This is a genomic window from Micrococcus sp. FDAARGOS_333, from assembly GCF_002206575.2.
Lineage (GTDB): Bacteria > Actinomycetota > Actinomycetes > Actinomycetales > Micrococcaceae > Micrococcus > Micrococcus lylae.
This window is the reverse complement of sequence record NZ_NJFJ02000001.1, coordinates 1,635,913-1,648,670: the sequence shown is the minus strand read 5'-3', so window position 1 is coordinate 1,648,670 and position 12,758 is coordinate 1,635,913. Positions and strand designations below refer to the sequence as shown.

General features: G+C 72.4%; 7 protein-coding genes. 1 reads left to right on the top strand and 6 read right to left on the bottom strand.

Annotated elements, in window-relative coordinates:
* Positions 1-381 precede the first annotated feature (381 nt).
* The 6 genes from pgsA to CEQ11_RS07345 form a co-directional block, all read right to left on the bottom strand.
* Positions 382-999, bottom strand: a complete 618-nt coding sequence (gene pgsA / locus CEQ11_RS07370) for a phosphatidylinositol phosphate synthase (RefSeq protein WP_088478218.1) — start codon at positions 997-999, stop codon at positions 382-384.
* Entirely contained in the window at positions 999-1,544 is a 546-nt protein-coding gene (locus tag CEQ11_RS07365; protein WP_227718906.1) for an HIT domain-containing protein, read from the bottom strand. The genes pgsA and CEQ11_RS07365 overlap by 1 nt, the downstream gene beginning before the upstream one ends.
* Positions 1,545-1,669: 125 nt before the next feature.
* Positions 1,670-3,691 (bottom strand): threonine--tRNA ligase, encoded by a 2,022-nt coding sequence (gene thrS / locus CEQ11_RS07360; protein WP_070638960.1) that lies wholly within the window; start codon positions 3,689-3,691, stop codon positions 1,670-1,672.
* A gap of 180 nt (positions 3,692-3,871) precedes the next feature.
* Entirely contained in the window at positions 3,872-5,629 is a 1,758-nt protein-coding gene (locus CEQ11_RS13145) for an HNH endonuclease signature motif containing protein (protein WP_227718792.1), read from the bottom strand.
* 129 nt (positions 5,630-5,758) lie between these two features.
* Entirely contained in the window at positions 5,759-9,703 is a 3,945-nt protein-coding gene (locus tag CEQ11_RS07350) for a DNA polymerase III subunit alpha (RefSeq protein WP_102957504.1), read from the bottom strand.
* Positions 9,704-9,896: 193 nt separating this feature from the next.
* The gene (locus CEQ11_RS07345) at positions 9,897-10,226 is read right to left on the bottom strand and encodes a DUF6504 family protein (protein WP_067190157.1); all 330 of its coding nucleotides are present in this window, start codon (positions 10,224-10,226) and stop codon (positions 9,897-9,899) included.
* A 388-nt stretch (positions 10,227-10,614) separates the two neighbouring features.
* Here CEQ11_RS07345 and CEQ11_RS07340 point away from each other — a divergent pair, with 388 nt between their 5' ends.
* Complete coding sequence (locus tag CEQ11_RS07340; protein ID WP_227718791.1) at positions 10,615-12,591, top strand: calcineurin-like phosphoesterase family protein; 1,977 nt, start codon at positions 10,615-10,617, stop codon at positions 12,589-12,591.
* Positions 12,592-12,758 lie beyond the last annotated feature (167 nt).

Genomic DNA, 12,758 nt, shown 5'->3' with positions numbered 1-12,758 from the left:
GGATGGTGTGACCGCGTCGGGGCGGCGGCGTCAGCGTGGCCCCAGCGGCCTGACGACGATGCCCCGCGCACCGGTGGGCCACACGAGGCCACGGTCTGCGCGTCCAGACAGCTCGGCCAGGAGACGGCTTGCCGAGACTACTCAGCGGTCAGCAGAACACGCTGTGTAGACCTGTCATATCCCTGTGCGCTCAGAGCGCGGCGATTGGCTCGACTCCCGTGAGACGGGGCCGGCCTGGCCCGACGCCGGCGGCCGGCGAGGCGCTCTACGGTGCCGGCCTGGCCCGACGGAGATGCTCTGCAGGCTGTCCTGGCCCAACAACCGCGGCCGGCGAGGCGCTCTACGGGGCCGGCCAGGCGCGTGGCGTCCCACGCAGGGGGCTCACGTCTCGTGTGCCGTCAGCCACTGACGACGCACGGTGACCATGCGTTGGACCACAGTCACGAACGAGGCGGCGGCCAGAAGGCAGAGAACGACGGTCAGAACGACCGCCGGCACGCCGATGCCCACGAGCCCCGCGGCCACGAGGGTGACGATGAGACGCTCGGCCCGTTCTGCGATGCCGGTGTCTGCGGTGAACCCGAGTGCCTCAGCCTTGGCACGGACATAGGAGACGAGCATGCCCGACGCCAGGCAGAGGGAGGCGGCGACGCCGAGGACGGTCTGCTCCCCCACCCCGAAGGCCCACCACATCAGCCCCAGGAAGACCGCCGCGTCCTGCACCCTGTCCAGGGTCGAGTCCAGGAAGGACCCCCAGCGGCCGGTGGTGCCGGAAAGCCGGGCCATGACGCCGTCGAGGACGTCGGAGAACACGAAGAGAGTGATCACCATGACGCCCCAGAAGAGGTGTCCGACGGGGAAGAGCGCCAGTGCACCGACGACCACGCCCAGCGTTCCGGCCACCGTGACCGCGTCCGGGGTCACACCCCAGCGCAGCAGCAGCCGCGCCGGAGGCGTGAAGATGCGGTTCGTGGCCCCGCGGGCACGGCGGTCCAGCATCAGGAGGCGTCCCCGTCCTGCCGCGCGGCGAACTCCGCGGCGGCCTCGTCCCAGGCGGTGTGGAGCAGCTCCCAGGTCTGGCCGAGAGTCTGTGCCATGTTCTTGGTCTGGGCGATGATCGGCAGGAAGTTGCCGTCCCCGGACCAGCGCGGCACGACGTGCTGGTGCAGGTGGGCCGCGATGCCGGCGCCGCCGACCGCGCCCTGGTTCATGCCGAGATTGTAGCCGGCGGGGTTCGCGACCTTCTCCAGGGCGACCATGGCCGTCTGGGTCAGGCGCGCCATCTCCGCGGTCTCCTCTGCCGTGATGTCCGTGTACAGGGGCACGTGGCGGTAGGGGCAGATCAGCAGGTGGCCCGGGTTGTACGGGTAGAGGTTGAGCAGCACGAAGCAGGTCTCGCCTCGGTGCAGGATCAAGCTGTCCTCGTCCGAGCGGGACGGGCCGGCGCAGAACGGGCAGGTGTGCTCGTCCTTGACCTGCTCCTGCCCCTTGGATACGTATGCCATCCGATGGGCGTTCCAGAGTCGCGAGAAGGCGTCGGGCACCCCGGCGAGGGTGTGCTGGTCGGTGGCCCGGCCGTCGTCGGGAAGGCCGTGGCCCGCCGCGGGCGCGTCCGTGGCGCCGGTCGGCGACTGCCGTCCGGCGTCGGGGGCGTCGTGGGGGGGCTGGATCACGGGGTCACCTCGCGGTCGCGCACCGCCTTCACGATGCGGGCGACGGCCTCGTCCACCGGCACGCCGTTGTCCTGCGAGCCGTCACGGAAGCGGAAGGACACGGCGCCGGCCTCGGCGTCCTCGCCGCCGGCGATGAGCACGAACGGCACCTTCTCCTTCGAGGCGGTGCGGATCTTCTTGGGGAAGCGGTCGGAGGAGTCGTCCAGGCGGGCGCGGATGCCCTCGGCCCTGAGCTTGTCCACGACCTCGGCGAGGTAGTCGTTGAACGCCTCGGCCACCGGGACGGCGACGACCTGCTCCGGGGCGAGCCAGGCCGGGAAGGCGCCGGCGTAGTGCTCGGTGAGCACGCCCAAGAAGCGCTCGATCGACCCGAACTTCGCGGCATGGATCATGACCGGCTCCTGGCGGGAGCCGTCCGCGGCCTGGTACTCGAGGCCGAAGCGGGCCGGCTGGTTGAAGTCGTACTGGACGGTCGACATCTGCCAGGTGCGGCCGATGGCGTCGCGGGCCTGCACCGAGATCTTCGGTCCGTAGTAGGCGGCTCCACCCGGATCCGGGACGAGCTCCAGGCCGGTCTCGCGGGCCACGGTCTCGAGCACGGAGGTCGCCTCGGCCCACTGCTCGTCGGTGCCGATGAACTTGTCCGACTCCGGGTCGCGGGTGGACAGCTCCAGGTAGAAGTCGTCCAGGCCGAAGTCCTTGAGCAGCCCGAGGATGAAGTCCAGCAGGTGCTTGACCTCGGCCGGCGCCTGCTCGCGGGTCACGTACGAGTGCGAGTCGTCCTGCGCGAAGCCCCGCACACGGGTCAGCCCGTGGACCACACCGGACTTCTCGTGGCGGTACACATGGCCGAACTCGAAGAGGCGCAGCGGCAGCTCGCGGTAGGAGCGGCCCCGGGAGCGGAAGATGAGGTTGTGCATGGGGCAGTTCATCGCCTTGAGGCGGTACTCCTGCCCCTGACGGGTGATGTTGCCGTCCTCGTCGCGCTCCTCGTCCACCTTCAGCGGCGGGAACATGGTGTCCGCGTAGTACGGCAGGTGACCCGAGGTGTGGAACAGGCCGTCCTTCGAGATGTGCGGGGTCCCGACGTACTGGAAGCCCTCCTCGATGTGCCGCTGACGGACGTAGTCCTCCATCTCGCGCTTGATGACGCCGCCGCGCGGATGGAAGACCGGCAGGCCGGAGCCCAGCTCGTCCGGGAAGGAGAACAGGTCCAGCTCGGCGCCGAGCTTACGGTGGTCGCGGCGCTCGGCCTCGGCCAGGCGCTCCTGGTAGGCCTTGAGGTCCGCCTTGGTGGGCCAGGCGGTGCCGTAGATGCGCTGCAGCTGCCTGTTGTTCTCGTTGCCGAGCCAGTAGGCGGCGGCCGAGCGGGTGAGCGCGAAGGCGTTGGAGATCAGCTTCGTGTTCGGCAGGTGCGGGCCGCGGCAGAGGTCGCACCAGACGGCGTCGCCGGACCTGCGGTCCACGTTGTCGTAGATGGTGATCTCGCCGACGCCGACCTCGACGGAGGCGCCCTCGCCGGCGTTCTCGGCATTGTCCTTCTTGCCGAGCAGCTCGAGCTTGTACGGCTCGGCCGCCATGGCCTCACGGGCCTCGTCCTCGGTGACGACGCGGCGGGCGAACATCTGGTTCTGGTTGACGATCTTCAGCATGAGCTTCTCGATCGCCTTCAGGTCCTCCGGGGTGAAGGGCTCGGCGACGTCGAAGTCGAAGTAGAAGCCGTCCGTGATGTACGGACCGATGCCGAGCTTGGCGTCCGGGCGCAGCTGCTGCACGGCCTGGGCCATGACGTGGGCGGTCGAGTGACGCAGGACGTTGAGCCCGTCCGGCTCCGAGATATCCACGGCCTCGACGGAGGCGCCCACCGGGACCTCACGCGACAGGTCCCAGAGATGGCCGTCGACGCGCATGACGACGGTGGTCTTCTGGTCCTTGTAGAGCTCCAGACCGGTGGTGCCCTCAGCCACCTCCCGCATCTCTCCGTCGAGGGTGATGAGGATCTTCTTCGGGTCGGACAATGGGTGCTCCTTGTTCACATCAGGCTTCAGGGCTGGTGGCATACGGGGGCCACCGCCAGCCGGGACAAGTCTAGACCCGGGCAGGCGGGCATGCGTACGGGCAGACGGGCAGGAGTTCGGGCAGGCAGGCACAGGAAGGCCCACGACCCCACGACCCGCCCGCGGTCCCTGCCTCCTGCGCTACTCGTGCCGCGGATGTCCCCGCGTCCGGTGGTACTGGTTCCGTCTCGGCGTCCGATCCGTGTCGAGGTGCCGGGCCGGGGTGAACCAGGGAACACCGTCCTCGACGTCGATCTCCCACCACCCGGAGTGGACCGCGTGGTGATGGTGTGAGCAGAGGAGCACCCCGTTGTCCACGTCGGTCGGACCCCCGTGCTCCCAGTGGTCGATGTGGTGGACCTCGCACCAGGCCGCCGGGATGGTGCAGCCGGGGGCGGCGCATCCGCCGTCGCGGGCGGTGATGGCCTTGCGCTGGGCACGGGTGAAGAGTCGGCGGGCCCGGCCGAGGTCGAGGATCTCGCCTTCACCGCCGAGCACGGCGGGGATGATGTCTGCGTCGCAGGCGATGCGACGGATCTGCCGCGGATCGACCGGACCGGTGAAGTCCATGCAGGACAGGGCCCGGCCGTGTGCGGCTCCGAACGCCACGCCGGCGGCCCCCGCTCCGAACGCCACGCCGGCGGCCCCCATTCCGCCCGTCCTCCCGGGGGCGGTGCCGTTCGTCCGCCCAGGGACGGTGCCGTTCGTCCACCCAGCGACGGTGCCGTTCGTCCACGCGGGGTCGGTGCCGGTGCCGTCGGCACCCAGGACGGCATCGCTGACCTGACGCAGCAGCGTCTCGTAGTCGATGGTGACGAGCAGCTGCGGACGGTGGCCGCCGCTGCTCGGAAGCACGTCGGAGCCGGCGTGCGCGAGGGCCGACTGCAGGGCGCTGATCACGGTGTCGGCCTGCTTCTGGCCGCGGGTCCGCGGATCGGTGTGCGGATCGGTGTGCGGTGTGGCGGCCGTTCGGCTGCCGGACCGGCCACCGCCGGCCTCCCGGTCAGCCCGGGGGTTGGTGGCCGCTGACGCGAGGGTCTGCAGCACCTCGTTCTGTGCGTCGGTGACGAGCAGCTCCCACCGGTGGAGCCCTCGACGTCGGCCCCGGTAGAACATGCCCTGCGCAGCGTTGAGCTCGGCCTCTGTGGGCGCGCCGTGGTCCGACATCACGACGGCGTCCACGTTCTGGCGCCAGCGCTGGCAGAGGCGGCGAATCGAGTCGGCGTCCAGGCAGGTGAGCTGCTCGGACAGGAGCCGGTCGGCGCTGGCGATCATGGCGTCGGCCTCGGTGTCCGGCACTCCGGCGAGACGGGCGTCTGTGCGCGCCTCGGTGAGGGTCTTGACCACCACGTCGCCGGCGGCGGGGTCCACGTGCCCGCGGCTCATCGTCGCGGCGACGGCCGGCAGCTGGGGCGGGGTCACCGGCGCGGTAACGAAGGCCTGCTGCTCACGGGTCGCGGCCGCCCGCGCGATGCGCCGCTTCGCCTCGCGGCGATCCACGCGCAGGGTGCTGCGGAGGTAGTCGGCGGCATCCCGGTGGGCGCTCTTGCCCCGGGGCACGCCGAGGATCTCCTCGCGGTCGGCCTCGTTCTCGTGCGCCTTCGCGACGTGTCCGGCCAGCATCGCCTGGGCCGCCGCCACGGTCCGAGCCAGCCGTTCGACGTCTGAGATCAGCTCGGGCAGGTCCTCCTGCTCTCCGGTGGCCCACCAGTCCGGCCCTTCGAGCCGGCGCACCACGTGGTCGGCCAGTCGCTGTGCGACGGCGACCTCGTGGGCCATGGGCATGTTCGGGAAGTGGCGGGCGCGGGGATCACGCCGGTCCCGGAGACTTCCGGGGCGCACGGTGCCGGGTGGCCGCTCGTCCCCGGCCTTGTTCATCGTCTCTGTTGCGAGTGCCATGCACCCCACCTCCTTTCGTCCATACATTCGAACATCCGGGCCGGACACGATAAGCGCCACCGGCGACCGGGCCCGCACTGTCCTCACGTGTCCTGCGGACAAGACCCTGCGGCCCGGCACGCACCCCGGTCAGCCGTCCGGCGTCGGAAGCAGCTCCCAGGTGTCCGGGTGGGGCACCGGGACGGCACGGTCATCGGACCTGCGGACCGGCCAGGGCAGCTCGCCGCCGGCCTGTGCGCCGGCGAGAGCGACGTCGAGGTCGCGGGCGACCCGGCCGACGTCGGCCTTGACGGGCCAGTGGCCCGTCGCATGGTGGGGCACCTCCGGCAGGCGGTCGGGGTGGGCTCGTGCGCCGACCAGCACACCGTCCCTCTCCGCCGCCCGCCGTCGAGCAGCCTCCCGGTCTGCCCGGAGCCAGCGGGCCCAGGCATCGCGGGTGGAGTCGAGGTAGTCGGGGTCGGGCAGGGTCTCGGGCCGGTGGAGGTCCCAGGCGCGCACGGCCTGCACGGACACGGCCTTCGCTCCGGTGCGGCGCACGGTCCCCTCGATCAGCAGCAGCCGGGAGGAGAACAGCATCTCCCCCGAGGCGTGCTGGGCCTCGGTGAAGAAGGAGGTGTCCACACAGCCGGTGCCGTCGTCCACGGAGACGAACACGACGCGCCGGCCACTGCGCATCGGCGGTGTCTGGGTGGCCACGCGCACCCCTGCGACCAGCACCCGCGACCGGGACCGCAGCGAGAGCAGCCGCTCCGCCTTCGTCACCCCGAGCGCCTCCAGGTAGGGGGCGTGGGAGTCCATGAGGTGTGCGGTGACGTCGAGGGCGGTGAGGTCGAGCTCGGTGCGCACCCGGTCCGCGTTCCGCGGGGACGGGAACATCGGCGTCAGCGACTGCAGCTCCACATCCGGCAGGTCCAGGGACAGCTGCCCGTCCACCTGCCGCGGCCGTGCCTTCCGGGACGTCGTGGCGAGCCGCCCCGGACCCGAGCCATAGCCGGCGGAGTGCTGCATCTCCAGGTGGTGCACGAGGTCCGTGCGCGAGGCCCCGCCCGGCGGCAGCAGGAAGTCCAGCGCCCCGAGCTGCGCGAGCCGTTCGAGGTTGCGGGCGGTCGGCCGGGCACGGTCGCGCACGTCGGCCAGGCTCGTGTAGGGCCTCCCGTCCACGAGCCGCCGCACCTCGGCCTCGCTCAGCCCGGACAGCGCGCTCATCGGCAGACGGATCCCCCAGCGTCCCGGCCCGCGGGACGCCCCCTGCGCAGACGCCCCCTGCGCAGATGCCCCCTGTGCAGACGCCTCCTGCGCAGACGGCCCCGGCACAGGCGGTTCCCCGACGACGGCCGCCTCGCCTCCTCCTGCCGGCCCACCGGCGGAGGCGGGTGCCGTCGTCGGGAAGAGGGTCTCGGGCGTTCCCCCGTGGCCTCCGCCGCGGGGCGGCAGTCCGAGCTCGGGATGGTCCGGCACCCATTCGACGCGGACGTGGTCGGAGGAGCGGTTCACGTCCACGGGGAGCACGGGGATGCCCATGCGGCGGGCCTCGGCGATCATGAGACGGGCGGGGTACATCCCGGGGTCGTGCTCGAGGATCGCGGCCATGAACGCCTCCGGGTGGTGCGTCTTCAGCCAGGCCGAGTGGTAGGTGGGCACCGCGAACGCCGCCCCGTGCGCCTTGCAGAACCCGAAGGAGCCGAAGGCGTGGAGGGTGGCCCAGACCTCGTCGATGACGTCGAGGCTGTAGCCGCGGGACAGGGCCCGGGAGCGGAAGAACTCCTCCACACGGGTCTCGGCGTCGGAGCCGATGAGACGGCGGAGCTCGTCGGCCTTGGCAAGGCCGCAGCCGGTCATGACGTCGAAGGTGCGCAGCACCTGCTCGTGGAACACGGTGACCCCGTGGGTCTCGGCGAGCACGGGAACGAGGTCCGGGTGCGGGTAGTGGGCCGGCGCCCACCCGTGCCGCTGTTCCAGGAAGGGGCGCACCATGTCCGACTGCATGGGGCCGGGGCGGAACAGGGAGATGTCCACGATGAGATCCTCGAACCGCTCCGGGGCGAGCTTGCCGATCAGCTCCCGCTGGCCCGGGGACTCGATCTGGAAGCAGCCGAGCGTGTGGGTGGTGCGGATCATCTCGTAGGTGGCGGGGTCGTCCAAGGGAACCTGCTCGAGGTCCACCTGCTCGCCGGTGGTGCGGGCGACCTCCTGGAGGGCGTAGGCGATGGCGGACTGCATGCGGACGCCGAGGACGTCGAGCTTGAGCATGCCCATGGGGTCCATGTCGTGCTTGTCGAACTGGCTCATGGGCAGGCCGAGGCCGGAGGGCTGCACGGGGGTGCGCTTCAGCAGGGAGGCGTCCCCGAGGATCACGCCGCACGGGTGCATGGAGATGTGCCGCGGCAGCCGGTCCAGGCGCTCGGTGAGGTCCACGAGCAGGTCCAGCTGCCGGCTGCCCTCGCGGCGCCCGGACTCGAGGCGCTCGGCGAAGCCGCGCAGCTCCGGCATGCGCTCGAGGGCGTCGCGGAAGTGGGCGGCGGAGAACCGCCACAGCTGCTTGGCCACCGCGTCCACCTCCGTGTCCGGCATGCCCAGGGCGAGCCCGGCGTCCCGCACGGCGCCGCGGGCCCGGTAGGCGTTCTGCATGCTCATCAGGGTGGTGCGCTGCTGTCCGAACCGTTCGAACAGCGCCCGGTAGACCTCGTGGCGGCGGGCGGACTCCACGTCGATGTCGATGTCCGGCAGGGTCGAGCGGTCGTCCGAGAGGAACCGCTCCATGAGCAGCCCCTGCGCCATGGGGTCCACGTGCGAGATCCGCAGGGCGTGGTTGACCAGCGAGGACGCTCCCGAGCCCCGAGCCGCCACGCGCACGCCGCGGCCCTCGATCATCCGCACCACCTCGGCCACCGTGAGGAAGTACCCGGAGAACCCGAGCCGGGTGATGATCCCGAGCTCGTGCTCCACACGCTCCTCGAGCTCCCGGCCGGCCGCCGTGGCGGCGAAGGCCGTGCCCGTGAACAGGTCCGGGTAGCGGTCGGCCACCCCCGCCAGGGTCCGCTCCCGCAGCACCCGTGCCGGGTCCCCCTCGATCCCGACGACGGCCGCCTCCGGCACGCGCGGCCGTCCCCATCCGAGGTCCTCACCGGGGTCCACGGCGCAGGCCTCGGCCAGGGCCTGGGTGGCCGCGAGCAGGGCCGCAGGGCGGATGTCCGCGGCGTCCGCGACCTCGGCGGCGATCCGCCGCATGGCCGCGGTGGGCTTGAGCCAGCCCTGGCCGTTGGGCTGCAGGTCGTGCGCCCCGTCCAGGGTGCTGAGGGCCCGGACGGCGTCCAGGACGTCGGCGGTGGCGGCCCCGTCCGGGGCGGCGTAGCGGACGGCGTTGGTGAGCACGGCGGGGACGCGGACCTGCGCGGCGGCGCGGACCATCTTCACGGCGTGCCCGGTGTCGCACCGCCGCCCGGGTGCGGAGAGGTGGCTGACCGCGTTGACGTGCAGGCTGCGGGCGGGCAGAGCGGCCTTCCAACGGCGCAGCCCCTGCAGGCCGGCGTTCCAGCGGCGGCGGGCCAGGTGCCGGCCGACGTCCGAGTCCGGGCCGAGCAGGACGAACAGCTCGGGCGTCGGCGGGTTCTTCGGGTCCGCGGCGGTGGGCACGGGGCCGGCGGCGGCCGCGGCCAGCTCGGCGACCGTGAGCACCGGGACCCCGCCGCCGGCGCCGCCCGTGGTGCGGGCGTGCGCCGCCGAGACCACCCGGCACAGCGCCGCGTACCCGGAGCCCTGGCAGCCGCCGCGGGCGAGGATGACCACGCGGCCGGCGTCTGCCCCCGGCTCCTGTTCCTCAGCCCGTTCCCCGGGGGCGAGGTCGGCCCAGGTGACGGCGAGGTCCACGCCGACGATCGGGGCGATCCCGTGCTCCCTGCACGCGGAGACGTGCTTGGCCATGCCGTAGAGGCCGTCGCGGTCGGTGCAGGCGAGCAGGCGCTGCCCGTCGGCAGCCGCGGCGGCGACGAGTTCGGCGGGCCAGGACGCTCCGTAGTGCGCGCTGAAGGCGCTGGCGACCTGCAGGTGGGCGAAGGGCTCGGCGGTCTCGGTCATGCTGACACTCCTGTTCGACGGAACCGGCACCGCCCGATGACGGCGGACGGACCGGACGGCGGGAAGCGCGGACAGAGCGCGACGGGAAGCGCGGACAGGCGTGGGTGAGGCGGACGACGGAGGGAAGGGGCCGGCGTCGGGAAGGACGGGCGGACGAAGGCCCGCACCTCACGGGGCGGCGGACAGGTGCGGGCTAGGCGGTGGCCACGAGGGGCAGGCAGACCCCGCCGTGGATGCGGATCAGACGCCAGCGGCCGGAGTCCAGGTGATGGGCGACGTCCACGGTCTGCAGCGGAGCGTTGCCGGCACGGGCGAGCCGGACCTGGAGGCGCCAGATCTCGTGGTCCACGAGGCCGGCGCCACGGCCCTTCTCGGCCCGGTGCTCCTCGGCCCACCAGCGGCGGCGCTCGTACCAGCGCACCGGACGCTCGGCGAGCGCGTAGTCCCGACCGTTCCAGCGGAGTCGGTGCGGCGTGCCGTCCTGCGCGCACTCCACGGCGACGGACTGCGTGAAGATTCCCATGGTCTTCTCCCTGATTCCCTGCTCGGTTCTGCCGGCGGACCGGCGTGTGCGGACCCGACGGCGGGATGCCGTCGGGCGGTGGGAGCGGCAGGCCCCGAGGGGCCCTGGACGGGAAGCGCTGGGAAGGCCGCACCCACCATGCTACTCGAACATGTGTTCGAATCGCTTTCCCGAAGCTACGGAGGCGGCCGGACACGATAAGCGTCACTGGGGCGTCGGGGGCCGGTGCGGTGCCCTTCATCCGGCCGTCACCGGCACGTCACACCGTGCTGTCAGGCTCGATGCCGCGCCGGGGCGTGCGGGGGGGCACGCCGGAGGGAACGGCGCGCTTCACGGCGCGTGCCCCGGGGCTGTCCCCGACGACAGAACCGCAGAACAGAGGTACATCGTGAAGACCACCGCCTGCGTCCCCCGCCTCGGCGCCGGAGCCCTCGCCCTGACCCTGACCGGCGGACTGCTCTCCGCAGCCGTCATCGCCCCGTCCGCCGTCGCCGAGAGCGAGTCCGCCGGCGCTGCGGCCGCTCCGGCCTCCTCCCCGCAGCACCGCCCGCACCCGGTCCACCCGGAGCACCCGGGCAAGGGGCCGAAGAACCCGCACCCGGTCCACCCGGAGCACCCGGGCAAGGGGCCGAAGCACCCGCACCACCCCGGCACCCCGGAGGAGTTCGACTGGGACCGTGACGCCTACCGCGGTCAGGTGGACGTGCGCCGCACCCCGCACGACTCCCGCCCGAAGGACCCGAACGTGCTCACCGGCCGCGTCTTCGTGGACGCGGACCGCGACTCCCGCCGCCACCCCTCGGAGAAGGGCCTGGCCGGTGTGCGCGTCTCCAACGGCGAGGACGTCGTCCTCACGGACAAGCACGGCCGCTACGAGCTGCCCGTCCGGGACAACATGACGGTCTTCGTCACCCAGCCCACCGGCTACCGCGTCCCGGTGGACGCGGACAACGTCCCGCAGTTCCACTACCACCACCTGCCGGACGGCTCCCCGGAGCTGGAGCACGGCGGCATCGCCCCGACCGGCGAGCTCCCGGCCGCCGTGAACTTCCCGGTGGTGGCGGACGAGCGCATGGCCGAGGAGGACCAGCGCTGCCTGATCGGCGGCGACGTCCAGACCTACACCGAGCAGGAGGTGGAGTACGCACGCTCCGGCGCGTTCGCGGACCTGGCCGAGCGCACCGACTACACGGACTGCGGCATCCTGTTCATCGGCGACATCGTGGGAGACCGCCCGGACCTGTACCCGCAGTCACGTGAGCTGTCCTCCATGCTCAACGGCCCGGCCTGGTTCCTGCCCGGCAACCACGACCTGGACTTCGACACCCCGGACTCCGAGCACGCCTTCGACAGCTTCCGCGCCGCCCTCGGGCCCGAGTACTACTCCTACGACGTCGGTGACGCCCACGTGATCGCCCTGTCATCCGTGGAGTACCCGCTCGCAGACTCCAGCGGCTACAACGGCTCGATCGACGAGCGCCAGATGGAGTGGCTGCGCCAGGACATCGCCGCGACCCCGAAGGACAAGAAGATCGTGCTGGGCACCCACGTGCCGCTGATGTCCTTCGCGGACAGCACCTCGGCCACCCACTCGATCGACCAGGTGCCCGAGATCTACGAGCTGCTCGAGGGCCGTGAGGTCATCACGGTCGGCGGCCACACCCACTCCACCGAGAACCTGCGCGCCGGCGACCTCGTGGCCGGGTGGAAGGACCTGTTCGGCATCGACGGGCTGCCGTTCGACCACCTGGTGGCCGGCGCGATCTCCGGCGACTGGTACTCCGGGCGCCTCGTGGACGGGGACCGGTACCCGCTGGCCGCCCAGCGCGACGGCGCCCTGCCCGGCGTGGTCACCCTGGACCTGACCGCCGAGGGCATCGCCTCCCGCTTCACCGTCCGCGGCGACGACGGCTCCGACCAGATGAGCCTCGGCCTGAACACCCCGGCCTACCGCGAGTGGTTCGAGGCCAACCAGGACCACGCCAAGAAGGGCGGCGCCAAGCCGCTGGCGGACCCGCACACCGTGGCCGCCGAGGACCTGGCCGGAACCTGGCTGACCGCCAACGTGTTCATGGGCGCCACCGGCACCCGGGTCGAGGTCAGCGTGGACGGAGCTGAACCGGTCCCCGCGACCCGCACCCAGGAGATGGACGGCGAGGAGGTCCGCGTGGGCGCCGAGTACTCGGACCCGACTGCGGCCCAGGAGCAGCTGGTGCACGGCGGCTCCCTCGCCGACCGCACCATGCACCTGTGGCGCCTGCCGCTGCCGTCGGACCTGGCCGCCGGCGAGCACACCGCCGAGGTCACCGTGACGGACCTCAACGGCGAGCGCCACACCGAGTCGATCGACTTCACCGTGCGCTGATCCTCGCCGCGCGCTGACGCGCGTCCCGCCACGACGACGGCCCCCGTCCCCTCCTTCGAGGGGACGGGGGCCGCGCCCAGCCGACCGGGACCGAGCCGCGCCCAGCCGACCGGGACCGAGCCGCGCCCAGCCGACCGGGACCGGGCCGTGCCCTGCCGACCGGGACC